Annotated in this window: 25 protein-coding genes; 15 read left to right on the top strand and 10 right to left on the bottom strand. The window is 56.4% G+C overall.

From position 1 onward, the window contains the following. Window positions 1-64 precede the first annotated feature (64 nt). From ASE07_RS15165 to ASE07_RS15110, 12 genes are all read left to right on the top strand, one after another. On the top strand, window positions 65-3,487 hold the full coding sequence (locus ASE07_RS15165) for a DUF11 domain-containing protein (RefSeq protein ID WP_162256889.1): 3,423 nt from the start codon (window positions 65-67) through the stop codon (window positions 3,485-3,487). A 47-nt stretch (window positions 3,488-3,534) separates the two neighbouring features. After that, a complete protein-coding gene (locus ASE07_RS15160; RefSeq protein ID WP_162256888.1) occupies window positions 3,535-4,023 on the top strand; it encodes a prepilin-type N-terminal cleavage/methylation domain-containing protein in 489 nt (162 codons plus the stop codon). After that, window positions 4,013-4,528 (top strand): type IV pilus modification PilV family protein, encoded by a 516-nt coding sequence (locus tag ASE07_RS15155; protein ID WP_082584169.1) that lies wholly within the window; start codon window positions 4,013-4,015, stop codon window positions 4,526-4,528. Before ASE07_RS15160 ends, ASE07_RS15155 begins: the two co-directional genes overlap by 11 nt. Continuing rightward, the gene (locus ASE07_RS15150) at window positions 4,525-5,463 is read left to right on the top strand and encodes a PilW family protein (protein WP_235548478.1); all 939 of its coding nucleotides are present in this window, start codon (window positions 4,525-4,527) and stop codon (window positions 5,461-5,463) included. The genes ASE07_RS15155 and ASE07_RS15150 overlap by 4 nt, the downstream gene beginning before the upstream one ends. Continuing rightward, window positions 5,460-5,954: a hypothetical protein gene (locus ASE07_RS15145; RefSeq protein WP_057291661.1), complete on the top strand. Its 495-nt coding sequence runs from the start codon at window positions 5,460-5,462 to the stop codon at window positions 5,952-5,954. Before ASE07_RS15150 ends, ASE07_RS15145 begins: the two co-directional genes overlap by 4 nt. 186 nt (window positions 5,955-6,140) lie before the next feature. Then, window positions 6,141-7,052, top strand: a complete 912-nt coding sequence (locus tag ASE07_RS15140; protein ID WP_235548477.1) for an agglutinin biogenesis protein MshI — start codon at window positions 6,141-6,143, stop codon at window positions 7,050-7,052. Next, window positions 7,049-7,747: a PilN domain-containing protein gene (locus ASE07_RS15135; protein WP_057291660.1), complete on the top strand. Its 699-nt coding sequence runs from the start codon at window positions 7,049-7,051 to the stop codon at window positions 7,745-7,747. The genes ASE07_RS15140 and ASE07_RS15135 overlap by 4 nt, the downstream gene beginning before the upstream one ends. Continuing rightward, window positions 7,744-8,466, top strand: coding sequence for a type II secretion system protein GspM (gspM, locus tag ASE07_RS15130; protein ID WP_057291659.1), 723 nt, complete (start codon window positions 7,744-7,746; stop codon window positions 8,464-8,466). The genes ASE07_RS15135 and gspM overlap by 4 nt, the downstream gene beginning before the upstream one ends. After that, window positions 8,451-8,846, top strand: coding sequence for a general secretion pathway protein GspB (locus tag ASE07_RS15125; RefSeq protein ID WP_235548476.1), 396 nt, complete (start codon window positions 8,451-8,453; stop codon window positions 8,844-8,846). The genes gspM and ASE07_RS15125 overlap by 16 nt, the downstream gene beginning before the upstream one ends. Before the next feature lie 14 nt (window positions 8,847-8,860). Continuing rightward, complete coding sequence (mshL, locus tag ASE07_RS15120) at window positions 8,861-10,612, top strand: pilus (MSHA type) biogenesis protein MshL (RefSeq protein ID WP_327196054.1); 1,752 nt, start codon at window positions 8,861-8,863, stop codon at window positions 10,610-10,612. A gap of 5 nt (window positions 10,613-10,617) precedes the next feature. Continuing rightward, window positions 10,618-11,511 carry an ExeA family protein gene (locus ASE07_RS15115; RefSeq protein ID WP_057291658.1) on the top strand — a complete coding sequence of 298 codons (894 nt, stop codon included), beginning with the start codon at window positions 10,618-10,620 and terminating at the stop codon, window positions 11,509-11,511. Further along, on the top strand, window positions 11,493-12,758 hold the full coding sequence (locus tag ASE07_RS15110) for a tetratricopeptide repeat protein (RefSeq protein ID WP_162256887.1): 1,266 nt from the start codon (window positions 11,493-11,495) through the stop codon (window positions 12,756-12,758). The genes ASE07_RS15115 and ASE07_RS15110 overlap by 19 nt, the downstream gene beginning before the upstream one ends. Before the next feature lie 190 nt (window positions 12,759-12,948). Here the strand turns inward: ASE07_RS15110 and ASE07_RS15105 are convergent, their stop codons facing one another. The 3 genes from ASE07_RS15105 to ASE07_RS15095 form a co-directional block, all read right to left on the bottom strand. Continuing rightward, window positions 12,949-13,542, bottom strand: a complete 594-nt coding sequence (locus ASE07_RS15105) for a TIGR00730 family Rossman fold protein (protein WP_057291656.1) — start codon at window positions 13,540-13,542, stop codon at window positions 12,949-12,951. A 154-nt stretch (window positions 13,543-13,696) separates the two neighbouring features. Further along, a complete protein-coding gene (locus ASE07_RS15100; RefSeq protein WP_057291655.1) occupies window positions 13,697-14,362 on the bottom strand; it encodes a TetR/AcrR family transcriptional regulator in 666 nt (221 codons plus the stop codon). 601 nt (window positions 14,363-14,963) lie between these two features. Continuing rightward, window positions 14,964-15,434 carry a fasciclin domain-containing protein gene (locus ASE07_RS15095; RefSeq protein WP_057291654.1) on the bottom strand — a complete coding sequence of 157 codons (471 nt, stop codon included), beginning with the start codon at window positions 15,432-15,434 and terminating at the stop codon, window positions 14,964-14,966. 386 nt (window positions 15,435-15,820) lie between these two features. On the opposite strand from ASE07_RS15095, the gene corA reads away from it, so the two are divergent. Then, window positions 15,821-16,786: a magnesium/cobalt transporter CorA gene (gene corA / locus ASE07_RS15085; protein WP_057291652.1), complete on the top strand. Its 966-nt coding sequence runs from the start codon at window positions 15,821-15,823 to the stop codon at window positions 16,784-16,786. Window positions 16,787-16,832: 46 nt separating this feature from the next. On the opposite strand, the gene ASE07_RS15080 is transcribed toward corA, so the two are convergent. From ASE07_RS15080 to ASE07_RS15050, 7 genes are all read right to left on the bottom strand, one after another. Continuing rightward, entirely contained in the window at window positions 16,833-17,777 is a 945-nt protein-coding gene (locus ASE07_RS15080) for an esterase/lipase family protein (protein WP_235548475.1), read from the bottom strand. Between the two features lie 30 nt (window positions 17,778-17,807). Beyond that, on the bottom strand, window positions 17,808-19,448 hold the full coding sequence (locus tag ASE07_RS15075; protein ID WP_057291650.1) for a GMC family oxidoreductase: 1,641 nt from the start codon (window positions 19,446-19,448) through the stop codon (window positions 17,808-17,810). 27 nt (window positions 19,449-19,475) lie between these two features. Next, window positions 19,476-20,000 carry a twin-arginine translocation signal domain-containing protein gene (locus ASE07_RS15070; RefSeq protein ID WP_057291649.1) on the bottom strand — a complete coding sequence of 175 codons (525 nt, stop codon included), beginning with the start codon at window positions 19,998-20,000 and terminating at the stop codon, window positions 19,476-19,478. A gap of 136 nt (window positions 20,001-20,136) precedes the next feature. Next, complete coding sequence (locus ASE07_RS15065) at window positions 20,137-20,649, bottom strand: RDD family protein (protein ID WP_442946076.1); 513 nt, start codon at window positions 20,647-20,649, stop codon at window positions 20,137-20,139. A gap of 8 nt (window positions 20,650-20,657) precedes the next feature. Beyond that, on the bottom strand, window positions 20,658-21,353 hold the full coding sequence (locus tag ASE07_RS15060) for a DUF3106 domain-containing protein (RefSeq protein WP_057291647.1): 696 nt from the start codon (window positions 21,351-21,353) through the stop codon (window positions 20,658-20,660). A 1-nt stretch (window position 21,354) separates the two neighbouring features. Further along, a complete protein-coding gene (locus ASE07_RS15055) occupies window positions 21,355-21,765 on the bottom strand; it encodes a DUF3619 family protein (protein WP_057291646.1) in 411 nt (136 codons plus the stop codon). Next, window positions 21,762-22,331 carry an RNA polymerase sigma factor gene (locus ASE07_RS15050; protein ID WP_057291645.1) on the bottom strand — a complete coding sequence of 190 codons (570 nt, stop codon included), beginning with the start codon at window positions 22,329-22,331 and terminating at the stop codon, window positions 21,762-21,764. Before ASE07_RS15050 ends, ASE07_RS15055 begins: the two co-directional genes overlap by 4 nt. A gap of 520 nt (window positions 22,332-22,851) precedes the next feature. Here ASE07_RS15050 and ASE07_RS15045 point away from each other — a divergent pair. Both ASE07_RS15045 and ilvN read left to right on the top strand, forming a co-directional pair. Then, a complete protein-coding gene (locus tag ASE07_RS15045; RefSeq protein WP_057291778.1) occupies window positions 22,852-24,570 on the top strand; it encodes an acetolactate synthase 3 catalytic subunit in 1,719 nt (572 codons plus the stop codon). After that, window positions 24,570-25,061 (top strand): acetolactate synthase small subunit, encoded by a 492-nt coding sequence (ilvN, locus tag ASE07_RS15040; RefSeq protein WP_057291644.1) that lies wholly within the window; start codon window positions 24,570-24,572, stop codon window positions 25,059-25,061. Before ASE07_RS15045 ends, ilvN begins: the two co-directional genes overlap by 1 nt. Window positions 25,062-25,086: the final 25 nt, after the last annotated feature.

Genomic DNA, 25,086 nt, shown 5'->3' with positions numbered 1-25,086 from the left:
TGGCATGATGTCTCCAAAGCCCGCTTCGGCGGGCTTTGCATATATAAACAAGAACTTTTGGCATATGACATCTAGGCTGATGAGTTTCAAGTCGACATTTTTTGTTGGCCGATTCCGCTACAAGTTTTTATGCGGACAGTTTCTATGGGCATTTCTCATATCTCTTGTTTTTATTAGCAGCTCCGCCCACGCCGCCTGCTCCAGCTGGCGTTCCCCCCAAAAAGCCTGGTTCAACGAATACTTCTTCGGCTCCGGCGGAAGCGCGCCACCCAACTTCCTTGAAGTCTATTCCACCAGTAACGCCTTCCCGGCGAGCTGGCAAAACTGGAGTATTGACGTCTATACCGGTATCAATACCAAGACCACGTATCCGCTCAATACATCGACGGCAACCGCCTGCACCGTCAGCAACAAGACCTGGCTTACATCGAACGTGCCTGGTGGCTTGCGCCAGCAAAATGCGCTCGTGCTGCTCAAGGATGAAGACGGCGCTTATGTCGATGCCTTTGTGTTCGATAATTCATCGCCGCCCGAACCATGGCCGGGGTCGGCGGCGAGCAGCTGGTTTCCAGGCCTTGCCAATAGCACGACAGGCTGTCCCGCGCTCGCGACATCGCTGACGTCCCAGGCAGGAGCCTCCGCCTCCACGCCCAAGCAGTTCAACATGCTGGTGCTGAATAACTACGGCAATAAGGATATGGCGCGCGACCCCGATGGCGGATCCAAATGGGACCTGACGAGTAACACCGGCTCTGGGACGACATATACGCAGTGCGTGAGCAACAACGCCAACTTCACCAAAACCGTCGACAATGCCACACCTACGCCGGGCAGTACGGTCACATTTACACTTAATTTTGCCAATACGGGCGACTCCACAATGTCAGGCGTCAAGATCACCGACTTCCTGCCGCCGGTATTGACCTATATTTCATCCACGCCGTCCAATGCGCTTGATCCTCCGATCACCACGGGCACCTATACAGCGACAGATCCCAATACCGGGGCTTCCAGCACAGCGACTACAATTACCTGGTCTCCTGCCACGGTCACTGCCGGAACCGTCTCCAAGCTGAATATCAAGATGCAGGTTCCGGCCGATGCGACGGTAGGGCACACCTATGTCAATACGGCCCAGACGACGGCGGGACTTACTAATAACCAGACGGATTTTGCCAACGTCACCATCGGGTCTCCGAATACGCCCAGTTTTGCCATCAGCGTCAGTCCGGCGACATCCACGACCTGTACGCCGGCGCTACTCGGACCCAAGGTAACGATCACTGCAATGAGTGCCGCCAACGGCACCGGTACGCCTTTGACCAGCTACAACGGCACCGTTACCCTGACTGCGTCAACGCCTAATCCACGGTGGTATAACACAGCCGGCGTCCGCTTGTCCGGCAATACGGTGACATTGACGAATGGCTCGGTGACTTTGTACCTCGGCGACACCGTTGAGGAAACCTTCACGGTCTCGGCGGTCGACGCCGTGTATGCATCACCTAATGTGATGCAGGGGTCGTCAGGCAATATCACGTTCACAGACAATTCGACTGGAGTGACGCTCACCGACGTCGATATGCTGACGCCGGCGTATGGCGCGGTCGCTGGCAGGCCGCATACCGTAAGAGCCACCGTCTCGACTTGTGGGAGCACTGCGACGACGACGGGCCAGTACAGCGGAACCATCTATTACGTTCCCGGATTGAACCATCCCGCCGGGGCCACAGGCCCGACAATCAATACCAGTTCGGCGTCCTGCCCCGGTTCCGTAGTTCCGCCATTGACGACCGGCGGCACGCCGATCACGCTTAATTTCTCGGCAGGTCAGGCGACGTTCTATCTGTGCTCAACCGATGTCGGACAATATGCGCTGCGTCTGAGCTTGAACGGTATGCCTAGCGGAACCAGTACGGTGACGGGAATTTCTTCCAATTTCACAGTGCGTCCTTTTGTCATTACCGCAACGGGATTCGCTTCCGGCTCAATCACTAACTCTGCTGGAGCGAGTGCCTTCGCCAAAGCCGGAGCGCCATTCAGCGGGACCTTAAGCGCATGGCGCTGGGTGGCAAGTGCTGATACCCAAAATACCGATGGTACGAGTGCGCAACGCGGCGACGGGATACCGGATACAGGTATTACTACCGCAACCATCGCCACGGCCAATCCCGGACTGACCGCGCGTTTCAATGGCACGACCAATAACGCAGGAGTGGTCAGCCTGGCGCCTGTGCTGGCACCTCCTGCGAACGCTCCCACGGATACGACTACCTACACTCTTGGTACGCTGTCGCCCACTACGGTAACGCTGGCGTCCGGCGCGGCGGCACTAACAAATGCGATCAGTTATAGCGAAGTCGGCAACTTCAAGATCGGGGGTAGTGGTGGCAGCGCCTATGCGGTGACGAATTATCTGGGCGCAGCAGAGCTCAATGTACCGATTCTCAGCGACGTGGTCGGCCGGATCACGCCCGACCATTTCACGGTGGCGGCACCAAGCATTATCCGGCGGCCGATATGTTTGCCTGATTTGCCCGATTCAACCTTCACTTACATGGATGAAACCTTCCGTCTAGGTTTTACGCTGACGGCACGCAACACAAGCGGCGACGTGACACAAAATTACCGCAACAGCTACGCTTTCCTCAATCTGTTTGATCCCAACGATGCAAAGTGGTCTTCCATGTCGGTAGCAGACCGGAATGCCAGATTCGCTACGCAGTGGGCGTCTACGTCGGCTGGAACCGATGGTTCCTTTGGTCTCGCCGCTGTCCAGAATTCAACGGATTATTCGACCCGCATGAGGGCTGTTTCAGCGGCTGCCGGTGGCTGGGTCAATGGCGCCACCACGATCAGCGGGGATGTGAGATTCGAGAGAGTTGCGGTGCAGGACGGTCCGTTCGCAACCCTGGCGCTGGGTATCGTACCCCGCGACACCGATGGCATTACGGTCAAAGCAAGCGATCTGAACCTGAATGCCAATCGGGTTGCGCTGGCCAACAACAATCTTCGCTTTGGCCGTCTCGCACTGTTCAGCGCGTCCGCACAGGGGCAGACAAACGTCACGCTGCCCGTGCAAGCACAGTACTGGAGTGGAAAGTCGTGGATACTCAACAACGCCGACAGTTGCACGCGCATTGCTGCCGGCGCGTTGCGCGCGGCGAACTACCGGGATGCCAAGAGCAACACGATGTCGGCATGGCCGGTGACGCTGGGAGGCGATGTTCAGATTACCAATGGCCTGGGAGCGATCACATTGACCAAACCCGGTACGGGCTACACCGGCACCGTCGATATCTGCGCTGACCTAGGCGCGGATCCGAGCGACGGTGTCGCATGCGCGGCAACCGCCGGGAACCACGATTATCTTAAGGGAAAATGGGCGCCGGGAGCCACTTTTCAAAACGATCCGGCGGCAAGCGCTACCTTTGGCATCTATACGCCCGAGACAAGAAGAGCAGTCCACATCCGGGAGCTGTTCTGATGGGCTGCATTATTCCGCATGGCCGACGCAGCCAGCATCAGATTCAAATGCGCCGGTGGCCGGCCTGCAGCTGGTCAGCCCATCGCCAGACCGGGTTCACTCTTGTCGAACTGGTGATGATCATGGTGCTGATCGGCATTCTCGCGGTGGTCGCCTTGCCGCGCATGTCAAATACCGATGACTTCAGGGCGACGGCGTTTCGTGATGAAGCGGTCGCCGCGCTGCGCTACGCGCAAAAATCCGCGGTCAGCCACCGCAGGCTGGTGTGCGCGGATGTCGCCGCCGACAGCATTACCTTGCATATTGCATCCGCCAACCCTGCCACAAGCTGTACGGATAAGACCCTGAATGCGCCAGACGGGCAAAGTGTCTATGCAAAAACTTCAGGCGACCGGATTTCGTCCGGCAGGGGACCAATCTACTTCCAGCCTTCCGGCGTGGTCACGTCAAGCGAGGGGGTCATTACCGATTACTCGATCGGCATCACTGGCCTCACATCAATCACCGTGGTGGGGGCAACCGGTTATGTCAATTAGACGGCAAACCGGCATGACGATGATCGAGCTGGTGATGGCGATCGTTATCCTTGGTGTGGGCATCGCGGGAGTGATGAGCGCTTTTACGACCGTGGTCAGGAGCAGCGCCGATCCGATGATCCGCAAGCAGATGCTGGCGATTGCCGAAGGAATGATGGAAGAAATTACCTTGCAGCCCTTTGCAGCCGCCGCGCCTGCGCAGGCCAACGCGCCGGGACCTTGTCCGGCGAGGATGGCGTTCAATGACATTCTCGACTATAACGGTCTGCAAACCACAGGCGGTTTTTGTGATACGACTGGCACGCTGATTCCGGCGCTGTCCGGTTATAACGTCGCTGTAGTGGTAGATCAGGCAGGCATTCTGAATACGGTCTCGGGCAATGGCAATCTTGCAGGCAGCAACGTGTATCAGATTACGGTGACGGTGACGCACGGTACTGAATCCTTGGCACTGGCCGGCTGGCGTACCAATTATGCAGCGGGACTGCCGCCTGGCGAACCATGAAGAATCCTGCCATGCATACGAGAGTAGAAGTACATGAGCACAGGAGGGCAAGCTTCCGCATGTGCGTTCGCGGCTTCACTCTGGTCGAACTGGTGATCGTTATTGCCCTTACCGGTGTTATTGCGGCGGGGCTGATGGTCTTCTTCATTCCGGCAACAAACAGCTATTTCGATGCGCGGCGCAGGGCGGGCCTGACCGATAATGCCGATACCGCACTGCGGCGCATGGCGCGCGATATCCGGATGGCCGTGCCGAATTCGATCCGCAGCCCTAGCGACCATTGCTTTGAGTTGCTGCCAACGACCACCGGAGGGCGCTATCGCCTGGCGCCGGATGTCACCAACGACGCCGCCACCTGTACGACTGCCACCTGCAGCATGCCGCTCGACACATCGCAGCCATCGACCGGTTTCGACGTGTTGTCGCCAATGTCGACCTTGCCTGCGGTCGGCGACTGGGTTGTGGTCGGCAATCAGAATCCGAATGACGTCTACGCGGGTACAACCAGGGCCGCAATTACAGCGATTGCCAGTTCGCCGCAGGCGACGTTCGGGCAGCAGCGGCTCTCGTTCAACACCCATCAGTTCCCGCTCGGTTATGCAGGCGGACGATTCAGCATCGTTGCCAATAATGGCAATGCGCCCGCAGTCTTTTATGTCTGTGACGGAGCGGACGGCACCGTCGATGCGCAAGGCAACGGAAAGGGCACGCTGTATCGGCTGCATCGTGGCTTTACGCCGGCTTATCCGACAGTCTGTCCGACGACAGCGGATGCTGCCGTGGTGACCAGGAATGTCAGAAGCTGCAATTTTGTTTATAGCCCCGCTATCGGCACTACGCAGCAACGCGGATTCGTCTGGATGCAACTCGACCTGAGCGACAGCAACGAAACCGTATCGTTGTCGTTTGGGGCTCATGTAGATAATGTGCCATGAGAAGACAGCAAGCGCAAAAAGGCTTCGGTGCCATCGCAGCAATCGTCGTGCTTGTTATTCTCGCCGCGCTTGCGGGGGCAATCGTCAAATTCGGGACGGCGCAGCAGCTTGGTTCGGCCCAGGACATTGAATCGGCCCGCGCCTGGCAGGCGGCGAAGGCCGGGACGGATTGGGGGCTTTTTCAAATCTTCCAGCCAGCGGGTATCTGGCGCACTGCGGGCAACTGCAATGCGGCGGTACAAACTTTAGACCTGACTGCGGCAAATGGCTTCCGCGTTACCGTGCGCTGCACGGCAACGAATAATTTTGTTGAGGGTGAAACGGCGGCGGGTACGCCACAATCAGTACGCGGTTATCGGGTTGAGGCGATAGCATGCAATTCCTCAGTCTGTCCGGATAACAATGCCGCCACCACAGCGAGCTACGTTGAGCGTGCGCGACAGGTAATTGCCTTTTGTCCGAGAGGCACAAATCCAGGTGATTGCCCATAAGGGAATTCCACTATCATCCACTTTAGTTTCTATATGGAAATAGATTAAAACAAGTCTGTTGGTTTGCTGATTGGCATAGGGAAATTGATTGACAGCAAGGGTTTATTCCCATAAGTTCAGGTGGTTTCTCATCCTTACTTCGACAGCATGTTTTCCTTTGCAAAAACTAAAAAAAATCCGGGATGGATGGCCGTTAGTTTGCACGCAGACGGCATTTGCGCAGTCCATGTTGTTCGACCGCCGAATGCCAGGCCCAGCGTCGAGTCTGCGGTCTTCCAGCCACTGGAAAATCTCCCTGTCGGTGATGCATTGGACAAGCTTGGCAAAGGGCTCAACCTGTCGCGTTACCACTGTTCCACGCTGCTGGGTCCGCGCGAATATCAGATGCTGTCAGTCGAGGCACCCTCCGTACCGCCCGAAGAACTCAAAGCGGCGATCCGCTGGCGTATCAAGGATATGCTGGACTTTCACATCGATGATGCCACCATTGATGTGCTTGACGTTCCCGCGGATAAAAATTCGTCAAGCCGCACGCACACCATGTATGCAGTGGCTGCACGTAATAACGTGATCCAGACGCGGCAGGAATTGCTGGGAAGCGTCAAGATCCCCTTGTCGGTCATCGATATTCCCGACATGGCACAACGCAATATCTCGGCTTTGCTGGAGCCGGAAGGACGCGGTGTGGCATTCCTTTCCTTTGATGCAGAAGGAGGCTTGTTGACGGTCACGTATGCGGGGGAACTCTATCTGACGCGGCGGATTGATGTGCCGTTATCCCAGTTGCAGCAGACCTATGGCGATGACCGCGTTGCCTGCCACGAGAGAATCACGCTCGAACTGCAGCGCTCGCTGGATCACTTTGAACGGCAATACCAGTTTGTCACGGTATCAAGGCTTTTTCTCGCGCCGCTTGGCGAGGGGGGCGAGTCCTTGCGGAATTACCTTTCGTCGAACCTGTATATTCCCGTAGAAAACGTCGATCTGGGATCGATAGTCGATATCACAAAAATCCCCGACCTGGGATCAGTACAGTCGCAGCAGCGTTATTTCATGACACTGGGCGCGGCCTTGCGGCACAAGGAGAAGACGCTGTGAGTCAGCAGATCAATCTCTTCAATCCGATCTTTCTTAAACAGAAAAAGCACTTCTCAGCGATTACGATGGCCCAGGGTCTGGGCGCAATCCTGCTTGGCTCATTTGTCGTCGCCGGTTATGCGCAGATGCAACTGGGCGCGATGCAGGAACAGGCCGCCGCCACGGCAAATCAGCTTGGCGCTACCAAGGCCCAGCTGGCAAAGGTCAGCGCAGATTATCCTCCCCGGCAGAAAAGCAAGGAGATTGAAGCGCAATTGCACCATGTGGAGGCGGAATTGCGGTCACAAACCCAGGCATACGATTTCGTACGCGGCGGTGGCGTAGGGAATACGAATGGCTATTCCGCGTACCTGCGCGCGTTTTCGCGCCAGATTGTCGATGGACTGTGGCTGACCAGTTTCGGAATCGACGGCGTCGCCAACGAATTCGAGTTACGCGGACGCGCTCTTCAGCCTGAGCTTGTGCCCGCGTATATCAGCCGTCTCAAGAAAGAGACGGTCATGCAGGGCAAATCATTTTCGCAACTGATGATGGTGAACCCGGAGGTGGACGCACCGCCCGGCGCCGCTGCGAACGCACCGGAAGCCGCTGCGGCCAAGCCGGTGCCAGCGCGCTATGTCGAGTTCGTACTGAAGTCTTCGGGGGCGACCTCGGATGCCAACAAGCAGGTCGATTCGGGAGCGGTAGCGCAATGAAGGAATACTGGGAAAAACTCGCGTCCAGGATAGATGCACTGAGCTTGCGCGAGCGCGCAATGGCGTTCGGTATTGCGGCGCTGGTGCTGGTATCGTTGGTCAACAGCTTTCTGGTTGATCCGCAGTTTTCGCAACAAAAGAAACTGGCCCAGAAGGTCAACGAAGACCAGCAGCAGATTGCCGCAATGCAGGCCGAAATCCGGCAGCGTGTGATGTCGCATGACGTAGACCCGGATGCATCAACCCGGCTGCGGCTGCAGCAATTGCTGCAGCAGTCGGCGAAAATGAAAGATGAGCTGGCAGGCATGCAAAATGGCCTCGTTTCTCCCGACAAGATGCCCATGCTGCTGGAGGATTTGCTCAGGCGCGATGGACGCCTCCGCCTCAAATCGTTGAAGACACTGTCGGTCTCACTGCTGAACGAGCCCCTGGAGGCTGTTCCTGCTCAGGGCAGCGCCCCGGCAAGCAGGCCAGCGCAAAAGGAAAAGACGGACAAGGCCGATCAGGCGGAGCCCAAGGGCGCCGTCTACAAGCATGGCGTCGAGATTGTCGTTGTAGGCAGCTATGCGGATATCACACATTACCTTGAGCAGCTTGAGCGCATGCCATGGCAGCTTTTTTGGGCAAAAGCCAGGTTGAATGTCGACGCCTATCCCGATTCGAGTCTGACGCTGACTCTCTTTACGCTGAGTCTGGATAAAAAATGGCTCAACATTTGAGTAAAAAAATTAAAACAGTCACAATGGCCGCAATTTATTTGATGGCAACTCAAGCGATGAATGCTGGAGCGCAGGCATTGCCGGATCCGACGCGACCGCCCGCGGCTTTGCAGAAGGATGAGCGGGAAACGGAAAACGTGCCGGCCGCGCCAGAATTGCAATCCGTGCTGATTTCGCCCAAGCGACGCGTCGCTACAATCAATGGTCAGATTGTTCATGTGGGGGACAAGGTCGGTGAGGCACAAGTTGTGAAAATAACGGAAAACGAGGTCGTTCTGCGCAATGGAAAGGAATCAAGGACTTTGAAGCTCTTGCCTCAGGTCCAAAGACGGTCCGGGCAGGACCGCAACAGCTCAAGAACAGGCAGCGGGCCTCAATGATGGTAAGGTACAGCGTGCAAAAAATTACGTCAGCCATAGTGATTCTGGGATTGGCCGGATGTACATCCGCACCTCCAAAACACGAAACCTTCGATCTGATCAATGCCGAATTGTCCAGGGCGTCCACCCAGCCTTCGGCGCAGGTTGCCCAGCCTGATGCGGTCGCCGCGGCCTTGCTTCCTCCTATCCAGATTGAAGTGCCCAGAACCCGGCAGCCGCTGGAAGAGCGTTTCGGCGTCACGTTCAACAATGTGCCGGCTGCCCAGTTTTTCATGGGGATCGTCTCTGGTACGCAGTACAGCATGCTGGTCCATCCGGATGTGACGGGCAATATCTCGGTCAACCTGAAGGATGTGACGGTTCTCGAAGCGCTCGATGCGATTCGGGAACTGTATGGCTATGACTACAAGGTCGAAGGCAACCGGATTTATGTCAAGCCTCTGACGCTGCAAACCAAGGTCTTCCAGGTCAATTACCTGACGGGGAGCCGCAGGGGTACGTCCGATATTCGCGTTACCTCCGGCTCAGTCAGCGATATTTCGTCCGCCGGCACAGGCACTGGCACTAACGCAAGCAACAACACCGGAACTTCACCCATAGGGGGACAGCCGGCCGGCGTGACGTCCACGACGCTTAATTCGAGCAAGATCAGCACTACGTCGACCAACGACTTCTGGGGCGAGCTTCGTCAGTCGCTTGAGGCGATCATTGGCAACAAGGAAGGACGCAGCGTCGTCGTCAGCCCGCAGTCCGGCATCGTGCTGGTCAGGGGAATGTGGGACGAGTTGCGCAATGTGTCAGCTTATCTGAAAGCGACCCAGCTCGCGGTCGACCGCCAGGTCATTATCGATGCCAAAATTCTGGAAGTCGAGTTGAACGACGGATTCCAGTCCGGTATCAACTGGGCCTCCTTTGCATCCATCAACGCGTCGAGCAACAGCCGGTCTTCGCTGGGCATGGTTTCTCCGGGCGCCACCCTGTCGCCGCGTCCGCGCGACGGCAGCACTTCGCCTGCGCTCACTGGTGGCAACGCTAATTCAGTCAATGGCATTCCCGGATTTACCCTTGCTGCACCCGCAGCAGCTGCCGGCTCTTTGTTCGGGCTTGCCTTTCAGACGGCTAATTTTGCTGCGTTGATATCCTTCCTTGAGACCCAGGGGAACGTGCATGTGTTGTCCAGTCCGCGCATCGCGACGCTCAACAACCAGAAGGCGGTGCTCAAGGTCGGTCGCGACGAATTCTTCGTGACCAACGTAAGTACGACGACAACGGCGGTAGGCACCAGCAGTACGACCAGTCCCACGGTCACCGTTCAACCATTCTTCTCGGGCGTCGCGCTCGACGTAACGCCACAGATTGACGACAGTGGAAATATCACGTTGCATATTCATCCTTCCGTCAGCAATGTGACAACCGTTGATAAACCGTTGAACCTGGGCGCTGCCGGTTCCTTCAGTTTGCCGCTCGCCTCCAGCACGATTTCTGAAACCGATAGCGTCGTTCGTGGCCAGGATGGACAGATCGTCGCCATTGGCGGCTTGATGCGACAGGCCACTTCATCCGACCGATCTCAGTTGCCCGGTGCGGGAAACGCGCCTGGCGTCGGTGCACTGTTTCGCAATACCAGCCAGGCGACACAGAAACGGGAACTTGTCATTCTCCTCAAACCCACCATTGTCCAGGGAAGCGCAACGTGGGCGCAGGACGTGATGGAGACCCAACAACGAGTGCAGGGAATGGCTCCAAAAAATCAGGCCTCGCAGTAATCAGTATGTACACGTCCCATTTCGGCCTCCGCGAACTACCGTTCGGCATTACGCCGGACACGAGTTTTTTCTTCGCCTGTACCAATTACCAGGCAGCACTTAACACGCTGCTGGTCGCTATCAAGAATGGTGAAGGCTTCATCAAGATTACAGGCGAGGTCGGCGTTGGCAAGACGCTGCTTTGCCGTAAGTTCATGGCGACGCTTGACCAGAGCTTCGTGACGGCCTACATCCCTAATCCCTATCTTGAGCCGCGTACCTTGATGCTGGCACTGGCCGAAGAGCTCGAAATCCCGCAGGAAAAGGATGTGGATCAGCATCAGCTGCTCAAGTCACTCAATCATCGTTTGCTGATACTGGCGCGCGAGGGCAAGCGTACCGTGCTGTGCCTGGACGAGGCACAGGCGATGCCGCTGGAAACCTTCGAGGCGCTACGTCTGCTGACCAATCTGGAGACGGAAAAGCGCAAGCTGCTTCAGATTGTCATGTTCGGTCAGCCTGAGCTTGACAAGAAACTGAACCAGGAAGCGATACGCCAGTTGAATCAGCGCATTACGTTTCATTACCACCTCGGCCCACTGTCACAGGAAGACACGGAATTTTATGTGTCGCATCGGCTAAGTGTCGCCGGATATGCCGGCAGTCGCCTGTTCGACCGCGGTGCTGTCAAGAGAATGTTTGTCGCGAGCGGAGGCATACCGCGCCTTGTCAATATTCTCTCGCACAAGGCCTTGATGCTGACATACGGGGAGGGCAAGCAGCAGGTGAATGCTCGCCATGTCAAGGCTGCTGCAAACGATACAGGATCGGCTCGAAAGCGGTTGTCGTCATGGATATGGCTTGGCGCCGCTGCGCTGGTCGTGGCTGGCACAGGAATGGGATGGGTGTATTTCCAATGAGCCTGATCAATCAAATGCTCAAAGATCTGGACGCGCGGCGCTCGGAAGTGACAGGATCCGATTCGTACGGCCAGCAAATCCGTGCCGTGCCAGACCGCAAAGGCGTGCATCCGGCCTGGTGGGTGGCGGGATCACTGGCAGTAGTATCGTCCGGCCTTCTGGTGTGGGTACTGTCGCGTCCGCCTCTTGCTGGTCCCGTGTCGGAGGCAAAATTGTCCCTCAAGCTGGATGCGACAACGAACGCAACTGCTCCTGTAGCCCTGTCGGCTGACGAGGCGAAAAGCGCGTCGGCACCTCCGGCGATTGACAGCTCAGCGACTCAGGCGTTGGCACCTGATCCTGCGGTGGTGCGGGCACAAGCGGTTCCGCAAGGGGTGACCGTTCCTTCGAAGCCTTCGGCGTCAGCCGCTGCTGAAGTCACCGAAAATTCCAGGGGCAATCAAGGCCCTGATTCAAAGCCAGTGACAAGTCCTTCCAATGTTGTGGTTTCGAAGGCGGCGGAAGCGCAGCCCCCGGAAGCTGTACGCGATAGGCGAGAGAAACGGGTAGAAATACCTGAGCCAGAACGGGTAAAACCTGTCTCCGCCGGACGACCTGCTGTCAATACCCCCGCTATGTCAGCTGAGGCGCCCTCACAGCCGAACGCCGGCAAGCAGATCAAGGAGTTCACCGCGCAGCAACGTGCCGAAAACGAATACCGGAAGTCGGTTGATTTACTCCAGCAGGGGAGGACGACAGAAGCGGTCGCAGGTCTGGATAATGCTTTGCAACTGGACCCCAGGCATGCGGCGGCCCGGCAGACACTGCTCGGTGTGCTGATCGATAACAGGCGCACTGAGGACGCCTTGCACATTGCCCGTGAGGGCATCGCCCTCGACCCCGCTCAGCCCGGCCTGGCAATGATCCTTGCCCGTCTTCAGCTGGAAAAAGGTGAATTGCGCTCGGCCATCGAAACCCTGGATCGCGGACTTGCGCATGCCAGGGAACGGGCCGACTATTTGGCCTTCCTGGCAGCTTTACTGCAACGGGATGGCCAGCACAAGAGGGCTGCCGATCAATATCTAGTGGCGCTCCAGAAGTCGCCACAGAATGGCGTCTGGTGGATGGGCCTGGGTATTTCGCTGCAGGCAGAACAGCGTAATGCCGATGCGCAGGAGGCTTTCCGCCGGGCGAAATCCAGTAACGGACTATCCCCCGAATTACTCTCTTTTGTCGATGCGAGATTGGCGCAACTTCAGCAGCGCTGAACTAGCCTGCGATCGCATCGCAGGCCGCGCTTCCGGCGGTTCGCCTTATACCAATCCCAACCCATAACGCAACATGAGATCGCGTCTTTTTTCCACTCGTCGTCAATAGCCCGCTATTGACTCCTCCTGCGCCTTGCCAGTCAAAAAAATCCATCGATCTCATTTGTCACGTTATAGCTTGGGATTGGTATTAGATAATCTTACCTGCCGTTACTCGATCGAATGTTTTCTCATATCGCCGCGGACGATAATTCTTCAGTAGCTCGACCAGCGCATCGGGCTCCGGCGCATGCACCAGCAAGCTCGCCTGCTCGGCACGCAGGAAACGCTCCTGAATGACGTGATCGAGGAAGCGGATCAAGCCATCGTAAAACCCATTGACGTTCAACAGTCCGATCGGCTTCTCATGAAAACCGAGCTGTGACCAGGTGAATACCTCAAACAGTTCTTCCAGCGTGCCGATCCCGCCCGGCATGGCAACAAATCCTTCCGACAGCTCCGCCATCATGGCTTTCCGCTCATGCATATCCTTGACGATATGCAGGCGGGTGAGGCCGCGGTGGCCCACTTCCTTGTCCATCAATGCTTTCGGAATGATCCCGGTTGCGTCGCCGCCAAGGCGAAGCACTTCATCGGCGATCACACCCATCAGGCCAACGTTTCCACCGCCGTAGACCAGCGCAATATTGTCATCGACCATGACTTTGGCCAGTCGGCGCGCCGCCTCCGCATAGACCGGAGAGGCGCCGGCGGAAGACCCGCAATAAACACAGAGAGATTTCATTTTAGCTTTGAAAAAGATGCGCCGTACCGTACGGCGTCGTGTTCTGAAGTATAGCGATAAGCGTCATCGCGAGCAGCGGAATGGGCGCAGGAACAAGCTTATAACGATCATGACCAATGTAAGGAATGCGGATTGACGAAAGAGGAACCAGCGGTTATTTAAGCTTCTTCAGATACTCTTCCGCCAGCTTCTCAAACAGGAGTCGTGTCTCGCCCCGCAAATAAGGCCCGATCTGGGAAAGCACCTGGTAACAACCGCGCGCCAGCGCTTCGGCCATCGCTTCCTGCTCGCTGTATTTTCGCGGATTGCGCACATACTCATACGACAGCCAGTAGGTTGCCACGACCACCATGTTAGTCGCCAGCGCATCGATCTCGAGGTCATTGGCTTCCAGCGCCTGGTCGGCACGCAAACCGAGGCACAGTTGCTGCGCCACCTTGATCTTGTGCGCAAGGATCTGCTTGAAGTGCAGTTCCAGCTTGCGGTTACGGGAGAGCAGGTCGCTCAGGTCGCGGTAAAAGAAGCGGTAACGCCATACCAGTTCAAACATCAGGTGCAGGTAAAGCCAGACGTCCTCGATGTTTGGCCGGCGATCGGCAGGTACGGCGAGCATGCGGCCGATCTCCGCCTCGAACTGGGCAAACAGCGAGTTGACGATATCGTCCTTGTTGCGGAAGTGATAGTACAGGTTGCCGGGGGAGATGTTCATCTCTTCAGCAATGACCGTGGTCGTGATATTGGGCTCGCCAAACTCGTTGAACAGTCGGAGCGACAGTTCGAGGATACGCTCCCGTGTACGCCGAGGGGCTTTATGTTGCATGCTGGCTGCCTCCCATTTCTATTCTCGTTCTCCGGCAAGGATATCATTGATAAATCGGACAAGATGCAGTCGCGGGCTTTGGATGGTAGCCATTTGTATCGGGCTTGAGAAGTGGCGACTGCTCATTTCGCCATCATGAGATTATCCGGCCTTTTGTTTTGCTGACTTCCTTGCAGCGGGCTTTGTAGCAGGCCTGGATTGAGTCGCAACACGTGATGCCTTTTTTACGGCTTTCTTTGCCGCTGATGAGGTTCTCCGTGATGGCAAATCGAATCGTCGTTCTAATCCCGCCTATTGTGCATGGTGGCAATACAGCTGGCAATGATAGTTAATGGAAATAAAAAAGCTCGGCGGGGAGCGCTGGAAATGATGTCCGGTGCGGGAAGCTTCACGCGTCCGAAAATACGGCATGATGTCTTGAGTTGGACTGAAGTCGGACTGAATGGCGTACCGGAGGTACACCGTTGTAGTTTTCCAGTACGACGGTAAAGAGGCAAGGAGCCGCGTGGACCGCAAGCTATGGTCACTACTCGCTGCGGGCGTGGTCAGAAGGGGGAATGCCTGCGCTTCTGACGCAGGCATTGTTCCTTAGGGCAGGAGCTTACTTTTGCGGCAGGATGACGGTGTCGATTTCATGAATGACGCCGTTATCCGCCATGACGTCGCTCTGGATGACATTTGCGTTTTCGACAGTAACTTTGCCGTTGTCCGACGTGAGAGTGACTTCATCTCCCTGTATGGTTTTCACCTTGCCGGGTTTGACATCCGCTACGGCGATCTTTCCAGGCACCACGTGATGGGTCACGACTTCGGCCAGTTTTTCCTTATCTTTCATCAGGTCGTCCATGGTGCCAGGGGGAAGTTTCTTGAACGCGGAATCGGTTGGGGCAAACACCGTGTAGGGTCCCGAGTTCTTGAGTTTGTCGGCTACGCCAGATTCCTGGGCTGCAGAGATAAAAGTCTTGAACGTGGCTGCCGTGGAAGCAGTTTCGATCAGGTCGGCCGCCCAGCTGGCAGAGCTGGCAAGCGACAAGGCAACGGTCGATGCGATCGCAGCGATAATTCGCTTCATGTTGGCTCCTTGTAGTGAAGAAATAAAAGGGCTATGCGCGGCATCGATGGAGCCGCAACTCTGGCGGCGTATCGCGTCATGCAAGTCAGTTTGCATTTGTCCGATAAAGTTCCATTTTGGTCATACAAAGATGTTGATACATTGGATTTTCAGAAATGCATGCAATGCGACCATGCGTTACACGTAATCATGAACTCTCAGGATTTGATTTCTCTCGGAAAATTTAGTTTGTTTAAAGGTAAGCTTCGGTAAACACGCCGAAGAAGCAGTGTACGTACCCTTCAGAAACTTGGATTTTCTTCGATAGGGTAAGTAGATTAATCCGTATCTGCTGACCGGCATGCGCTCAGGTATCGCGGTTTAACAAACATTTTCGGAGTTCATCCATGCTTATCAACTGCGTTGCATATCAGCACGGAACGCGTCTGGCCGATGTTGCCATGGGCGAAATCAGCACTTATCTTCACCGCCCAGATTGCTTTGTCTGGGTCGCCTTGAAGGATGCGGAGCCCGATGAACTCAAGTACATGCAGGATCAGTTTTCATTGCATGAGCTGGCTGTGGAGGATGCGTTGCATGGCAACCAGCGACCCAAGATTGAAGAGTATGGCGAATCGTTGTTCGGTGTCATGCACACGGTGGAAATGGTCGGCGGCGAACTCGTTGTTGGCGAACTGGACGTGTTTGTCGAGGAAAACTATGTCGTGTCGGTACGCAATCACAGCACCCAGGGATTTCTGGGTGTGCGGGCACGTTGCGAGCGCGAGCCGCAACTGCTGAAGCAGGGATCCGCATTTGTGTTCTATGCGCTGATGGATGCCGTAGTCGATCGCTATTTTCCCGTCCTTGATGCCATTGAATCCGAGCTGGAATTGATCGAAGAAAATATCTTCGCCAGCGGTACCGAACGCGCCAATATAGAGCGGCTCTATCAGCTCAAAAGCAAGGTGACGACACTCAAGCACGCGGTCACGCCGCTGATGGAAGCGGTCGGCAAGCTGTATGGCGGACGTGTCCCGCACATCTGCGTCAATACGCAGGAATACTTCCGCGATGTGTATGACCATCTGTATCGCATCAATGCATCGATCGATACCATCCGCGATACGATAGGCACCGCAATTCAGGTCAATCTTTCCATGGTGGCAATCAACGACAGCGAAATCAATAAGCGGCTCGCAGCATGGGCTGCAATCTTTGCCGTCGCGACCGCTTTCGTCGGCATATGGGGGATGAACTTCGAGGTCATGCCGGAACTGCACTGGAAATACGGTTATCCCGCAGCAGTCGGCTTCATCACGCTGCTATGCGCTTATCTGTACTATCGTTTCCGCAAGGCAGGATGGTTATAGCGGATCGACCAGCAGATATCAAGGCAATGTCAATCCAACACCTGGCCTACGCGGATGCGTGGCAACCGGGTGCTCCAAGCAGATGACGCGATGCGTCGCGAATCTCCCGTATGACCGCAGCCTGGATCACCGGATGCATTCCCAAGGCGACGTGACCGATCGCATGGAATTCGATGTTCTTCGCCCCATCAAGATGGGATGAAGTTTGCGGTGAAATGATATTGTCGTGATGCGAATAGAGCGATACGAAAAGGCGATATACCTGCGCATCTTCGTCATTGGTCAACTGACGCAACCAGTCGCTGGCAAGGCCTTCCTCTTCGGTGGCCGTCCAGCGCATCTGCTGTGTATTGATGCCGACGCCAAAGTGGGCCAGCGCTGTGCCATGGTGCGGGGTGCCGAGGGTAATGACCTTTGCAATATGTGCGCTGCCATAATCGCGCAGATAAGCACGCGTCGCCAGGCCGCCCATGCTGTGCGCCACGATGACCAGTTGTTGCTGGCCGGTCTTTTGGCATAAGACCTCCACCGCTTCATGAATCTGTACGGCATAGTCGTCGATACTGCCAATCACCGGTTCCATATCGATTGCATGATGAATGACATGCGCATTTGATAAGGCTTTGCTCATGGAATGCCAGTAGCCGCTGTTGCAACCGTATCCATGCACCAGTAAAACCGGTAGCCCTTGCGGGTGGTCTGGTACGCGCGTCGAGAAGCTACGGAAGGGCATGGTCCAGGATGAGGTGATCATGGACGCGCTGAACTCGCCCATGAACAGGTGGACTGTGTCCCATAAGCCAATCCGATATTGCGCAGGCAATTGACTGCGTGTACGCGAGGCCATCACAAAGTTGTTGATCGAGATTGCCATGCGTACCAGGACGACCGACAGTGCACTTGAAACCACTGCGCTCGTTATCCCTGCGCCTGACCAAACGTGGCGGAACAGAAAATAGAGAGCAATGGCTGCCAGCAACTGCAATGCCAATAAGAATCGTGTAATCCGTGAAACCATGCGTCAGAGTGTAGGCAACGGCGATGCCGGCTTTCCTGTCAGTTCGGTAGCCAGTCCGCTTGCCAGCTTAGCGGTGATTCCGTAGATCGACAACTGGGGATTTGCGCCAATCGATGTGGGGAACAAGGATCCGTCGTGAACCGACAGGTTGGCGACATTGTGATAGCGACCCTCTGAGGAGACAATCCCCAGCTTGCGGTCGTCGGACATGATGCAGCCACCCATGACGTGCGCCGATGCGACACGCGTTTTCAGCGGCGTATAGGCCAGGTCTTGAATCGCCTTGCGAGCGCTGCTCCAGCTCGAATAGCCTTCCGCTTGCTCGTGGACCGGGTAGACGGTTCTGGCCCCGGCCGCAAACTGTATCTCTGCCATGCTCAGCATGGCTCGCCGGACGCCATCCCAGACAAAATCCGAGATCGGATAATCCAGTACAGGCGAACCGTCGTTACGCAATGCGATGGAGCCTCCAGGGGAATCCGTATGGAAGCCATCGCGCAACAGGGCCAGCAAGGCATGCGTGCGGGCAAACTCTTTCATCATGGCAGCATGTTGTTTCCCAAACCCGCTCATTGTGGACGCAAACAATAACGGGTGGAGCGGTGGTGCTTCAAGCTTGTAGCCTATCGGTCCATCGATCGGCTGCGTCTCCAGAAAGTGGTCAGAGTAAATGGTCTGCGGTGCGCCGGCAAAGCCGTCGACCTGGTGATCGTGCAATGCGGCTGAGATAAGCGTGGGATGCAGGAACGTGCGCTTACCCAGCAATCCGTTCGGGTCAGGCGCTTTTGAGCGCATCAGCAGTGCCGGCGAATTGATGGCACCCCCGGCAACCACATAGTGTTTGGCGCGGACCTGAATGGTTCGCCCGGTGGCCGCCAGACCGCTCGCGTCCATTGCCACGCAGGACAAGCCGCTGACCTTATCGCCGCTGAACTGAAGTCTATCCGCACGCGTACGGGCCAACAAGGTTGCACCGTGTGACAGTGCGGAGGGAATCGTCGTGACCAGCATCGACTGCTTGGCATTGGTCGGACAGCCCATGCCACAGTAACCGAGGTTCCAGCAGCCTTTGACGTTGCGCAGGATAGCGCCGACAGGAATGCCGAGTTGCACCGCGCCTCGGCGGAGCAAATCATTGTTTTCATTTGGCGGCGCCGTCCACGTACCAATGTGAAGGCGGCGTTCCATCATTGCAAACCAAGGCGCCAGTGCCTCCGCGGAATACGCGTGCAAGCCGAATGTTTTTTGCCAATAGGCGAGCGTGGCCGGCGGTGTTCGAAAACTCGACGTCCAGTTAACCGTCGTCGAACCGCCCACGCTGCGTCCCTGCAGGATATTGATCGCTTTGTCTTTTGTCTTGCGTGCGGCGGATTCCTGGTACAGCGTTGGATACGCATCGGCTTCACGCATTTTGAAGTCGCGCGACGATTTGAGCGGACCTTCTTCAATCAGCACCACCTTGAGCCCGGCAAGCGTGAGAATTTCAGCCGTCACGCCGCCGCCTGCACCCGTGCCGACGATCGCAACATCCGCGTCGAACGTGCGATCAGCTGTCAGTGTCGAGGCATCGATCACGTTCCAGCCGGCGGCAAGTCCTGCCTGGATCGGATCGGGAATAACAGGTGAGGAAACATTTGATGTCATGCAGGCCCCGGACGCGATTCAAACAATTCAGCGCAACTCTTTCAATGGGCCTGGATAACCGATCGATGCCCAGTTGGACGCGTCGGCATACCAGGGCCCGATGATCAGGTCGTGTAATGCGTGGTAAGCGGTCTGCAGTAAGCCGATGCGGCTGTGACGCCAGCTTTGCAGAAAGGCTGTCACGTCTTCGGGACGTGCTTTCTCCCATTCATCCGGCACGCCGGCGAGAAAGCGGCGCGTGGGGCCGAGGGTCAGCAATGCAAACAAATCCTGAATTTCTTTTTGCGTGGTGAGTGGCAAGCCGGCAATGGCATCTCCCACCAGGGAAACGGCACGATCTCTTTCCGCAGGGGCAGCGTCGATGTTGCCGACCATGACCGGTGCAATAGCCGTCAGCGCGGATCGCGCTTTTTCATCCAGAGTGAAACGCGCCGGTGGGGCAGATGGCTGCAATGCGCGGTAAATGCCGCCGGCGGTCGCGAGCGCCAGTGTGCCGATCAGGCCGGTCTTGAGGAAGCTGCGACGGGATGGATGAGGAAAAGTGCCTGCCATGTCTCGATCGGAAATGGGTTTGATCGAGTGTACTCCAATGAAAGCACGAGTTTTTTAGACAATCTAGAGGCCAGACTCTAGATTGAAGCTTCATGCCCCCAAAGGAGTTTTCTTGCGGTACAAGGTCGAGTCCGACCTAAGCTGCAGCCTTGGATTTCACCGCTTGATCGGACACGCCGATTACGCGTGTACCTGCGATGCGGTCATGCAAAAACTGGCGGTTCGGATCAAGCAAGACCGTTAGGGTCCACAAGAGAACATTGGCAGCCGGGATCAGAATCAGCATCCAGCCTTTGGCGCCGGTAGCCCATGCTGCAGCAAATCCCGGCAATATCCACATCCATGCCAGAAGGTGGCGTCCCACAGCACGCTTGAAGCCGATTGCATTGCCGTCGGCCGTGACCAGTTTAATACGCCAGGTTTTCATGGCCAGCGTCTGGCCGCCGTGCGTCCAGAACCAGACGAAATACACGCCGATCACCAGGAACAGCCAAACCTGCGATATGTTGCGCAGATAGAGTGCGTGCCGTTGCTCAAGCATGGTGGAAAAGAGCCATTCGGAAACGAAGACGACACCGAACAGCAGCATGGATTCATACAACATGCTGGCGAGCCGGCGCCTCAGTGACGGTATTGCGGTAGTGTTCAACTTTGTACTTATTTGGAGGGTTGAGTAGCGGCCGGAATCGCGGATTGCGTGGTCGCCTGAGGCGTCACGGATTGTTCCAGCACGGGCTTGTGCGCCGATTTGATCGGAGGAATGGTTTTACTTGTTGCACTCTGGGCGCTGGGTGAGGGCAGGGTAGTCACTTTCTTCCTTGAAGCAGCAGCTTCAGCAAGCTTCTTTTTCTGCTCATCCGGCAACTGCTGATAACGCTCCCACTCCTCGCTCTTCTTGTCCGGTCCAAGTTTCTTGGCACGAGCATAGCTTTCACGCGCGATGCGTCGCTGCTCGGGGGTCAACTTGACCCAGTCGCGCATGCGTTCCTGTACGCGCTGCTGTTCATCCGGCTTCATGGAAGCGTATTTATTGCCGATGGCAAGCCACTTTTTCTTGCGAAAGCCGTCCATCTTGTCCCATTCACCAGCCAGGGGCGCGAGAGCCTGTTGTTGCGCAGGGTTGAGCTCTGCCCACAGCGGCTTGATGGCAACCTGAGATTTTGTGGGTGGGGATATCTGCGCGCCGTCCACTCCGTGCGCAGTCGTCGCTTGCACAGGACCAGGGGCAGCGGCTTCCTTCAGCGTGTCGGTGGGCGCTGCGATTGCGCCGAGCGCCGTTGCCGCAACTGCAGCCACTGAAATGACCGCTGCCCGCAAGGTGCGGGCAGCGTGAGACGATGTCTTACCGGTCATCTCAATCGCCTCGCTTCGCGAGGAACGCATTGAATCCATGATCGAGATAGGCTGATAAGGGAAGTTCATCCGACAGCACTTCAGCGTCGATTTCCGCTGTATCGGCAATGCGGCGCTTTTGCTCATATTGATACATGCCGGTCAGGCCAACAACCAGCACTACCAGCGGCACGGCGACGCCCATTCGTGCCAGCCAGGAAAGCCGGCTGCCTGGGAAGCCCGCTCCCGCCTGGCCGGACAGGATCGCTTGGGGGATGAAGGCGCGCAACGGGGCGACGGCATTCTTCTTGCGGGACAGTGCCAACTTGCGCGCACTGGCAAGCCGGTCGGTCGTCGACGATGGCAGATTGTCAAGGTTCTCGTTCAGTGCGTGGCGTACCTTGTACGCGAAATTGATTTCTCTGGTATTCATAAGGTGATTCCTTTGGCTCGCAACGCCTGGGCCAGCGTATGCGTCGCACGAGAACAGTGCGTTTTGACGCTGCCTTCCGAGCACCCCATTGCGGCGGCGGTCTCGGCTACATCCATATCCTGCCAATAACGCATCAGGAAAGCTTCCCGTTGACGCCCCGGCAGCTTCTGTATTTCTTGTTCGATAATTGCCAGCACCTGATCTCGCTCGACCTTGTCGGCGCTGGATTCGGCGGCTTGCGAACCTTCTTCGGCCTCATAGGTTTCCAGAACGTCATAGTTGTCGGCATCCTCGCTATCGCTCCCTAGCGAGGAAAACAGGCTGACCCAGGTGCTGCGTACCTTCTCGCGCCGGAAGTAGTCGTGGATAGTGTTCTGGAGGATGCGCTGGAAAAGCAGCGGTAATTCGGCTACCGGCTTGTCGCCATACTTCTCGGCCAGCTTGATCATTGCATCTTGGACAATATCCAGCGCCGACTCATCCTTCCTGACCGCGTACACGGCTTGTTTGAAGGCCCGGCGTTCCACGTTTTCGAGGAAGTCGGAGAGTTCTTTGTCGGTTGCCATTCGATGTGGCGGACTCCATATGTCTGGAAGCTGTGCGGCCGCGGAGGGCGCGTTGAAATAGGTGGGTTGCTTTACAGGCGGGCTACCCGTAAAACAGTGCGCATGCTAGCAAAAAAGACCCGTATTGTGCATAGTTTTTGCGGAAACCGCTTGATTTCTAACGGGTTTGCCGGAATTTAGCTTGACCAAAAGGGTGTGAGCTATTAACGTATCACTCCCTTCTCACCTTGAAGGAATTGTCTTGTCCCGCGGCGCATGATGCCGCTTTACGGCAAGACGCGCTTTACCTAAAAAGCTGTTTGCTCTAACCCACGCCACAAGCGTGAGAAATTCGTAACGGTATTTCAGATACCCCGGCTGAACGAGTCGCGTTAAGCGTCATTTTGAATCGCATCTACGGATGCGCAACGAGGTGGCGTGACCGCACAAAGAAGGGAAGCCCCGGCCCTGTCATCCCATGCGACTTCGCAAGGAAAGAGCATCCGATCAATCTCCAATGGACCTTGAAAGGAACCAGGCAATGAGTAGCAATGAAATCACCGGCGCGGAGATCGTCGTCCGCTGCCTCGCAGAAGAGGGTGTTGAGCACGTATTCGGTTATCCGGGCGGCGCAGTCCTCTACATCTACGACGCAATCTTCAATCAAGACAAATTCCAGCATATCCTGGTACGCCACGAGCAGGCGGCGATCCACGCGGCTGACGCCTATTCGCGCAGTTCGCAAAAGGTCGGCGTCGCCATCGTTACGTCCGGCCCGGGTGTCACCAATGCGGTGACCGGTCTGGCCACGGCCTACATGGATTCGATCCCGATGGTGATCATTTCCGGTCAGGTGCCGTCCAGCGCCATCGGCCAGGATGCATTCCAGGAATGCGACACGGTCGGCATTACCCGTCCGTGCGTCAAGCACAACTTTCTCGTCAAGGATGTCAAGGACCTCGCCTCGACGATGAAGAAAGCATTCTATATCGCCACTACCGGCCGTCCCGGCCCGGTGCTGGTCGATATTCCCAAAGACATCAGCATGCATAAGGCTGCATTCGAGTATCCGAAGGAACTCGAAATGCGTTCTTACAAGCCGGTCGACAAGGGACACGCGGGCCAGATCCGCAAGGCTGTGCAGCTGCTGCTGAACGCCGAGCGCCCGATGATCTACACCGGCGGCGGCGTGATTCTTGCGCACGCTTCCGGCGAACTCAACAAGCTGGTCGACAAGCTTGGCTATCCCTGCACCAACACCTTGATGGGTCTGGGCGGCTACAGGGCGTCGAGCGACAAGTTCGTCGGCATGCCGGGTATGCACGGCACTTATGAAGCCAACATGGCCATGCAGCACTGCGACGTGCTGATCGCCATCGGCGCGCGCTTCGATGACCGTGTGATCGGCAACCCGAAACATTTCGCATCGCATCCGCGCAAGATCATTCACATCGACATCGACCCGTCGTCGATTTCCAAGCGCGTCAAGGTAGATATCCCCATCGTCGGCAACGTCAAGGACGTGCTGGTCGAATTGCTGTCGCAACTTGATGCTGCCGAAACCAGGCCGAATGCGAATGCACTCTCTGCCTGGTGGCGCCAGATCAATGAATGGCGCGGCCGCGAGTGCCTGAAGTTTGAGACTTCCGATACCGTGATCAAGCCGCAGGCCGTGGTGCAGAAGCTGTGGGAAGTGACCAAGGGCGATGCCTTTATTACTTCTGACGTTGGTCAGCACCAGATGTGGGCAGCGCAGTACTACAACTTCGACAAGCCGCGTCGCTGGATCAATTCCGGCGGCCTGGGCACCATGGGTGTCGGCCTGCCATACGCAATGGGCGTGCAGATGGCCAACCCGGATTCGACAGTGGCCTGTGTCACTGGTGAAGCATCGATCCAGATGTGCATCCAGGAACTGGCGACCTGCAAGCAGTATCACCTGACGCCAAAGATCATCCTGTTGAACAACCGCTTCCTCGGCATGGTGCGCCAGTGGCAGCAGATCGATTACGGCTCGCGTTATTCCGAGTCGTACATGGATTCCCTGCCGGACTTCAACAAGCTTGCGGAATCTTTCGGCCACGTCGGCATGAAAATCGAAAACCCGGGCGATGTCGAAGGTGCGCTGAAAGAGGCATTCGGCATGAAAGACCGGTTGGTGTTCATGAACTTCATTACGGATCAAACAGAAAACGTCTGGCCGATGGTGAAAGCCGGCAAGGGCTTGACTGAAATGCTTCTGGGTTCGGAGGATCTGTAATGCGTCACATCATTTCTGTACTGCTCGAGAATGAAGCGGGCGCCCTGTCGCGCGTGGTGGGCCTGTTTTCGGCCCGCGGATACAACATCGAAACCCTGACCGTTGCACCGACCGAAGATGCGACCTTGTCGCGCATGACCATTGTCACCAGCGGTTCGGACGACGTGATCGAACAGATCACCAAGCACCTGAACCGCCTGATTGAAGTGATCAAGGTGGTCGACCTGACGGAAGGCGCACATATCGAGCGTGAACTCATGCTCATCAAGGTCCGTGCCGTCGGCAAGGAGCGCGAAGAAATGAAGCGTACTGCGGATATCTTCCGCGGCCGCATCATCGATGTCACCGAGAAGACTTACACCATCGAACTGACGGGTAACAAATCAAAGCTCGATGCCTTCATTGAATCGATCGACCGTACCGCCATCCTCGAAACCGTCCGTACCGGCGGCTCGGGCATCGGCCGCGGCGAGCGCATTCTCAAAGTCTGATACTGCAACCAATAACACCATCATT

Origin of the sequence: Noviherbaspirillum sp. Root189 (genome assembly GCF_001428545.1) — a bacterium.
Lineage (GTDB): Bacteria > Pseudomonadota > Gammaproteobacteria > Burkholderiales > Burkholderiaceae_D > Noviherbaspirillum.
The sequence above is the reverse complement of the archived record's forward strand: the minus strand, read 5'-3'. Positions and strand labels throughout refer to the sequence as shown.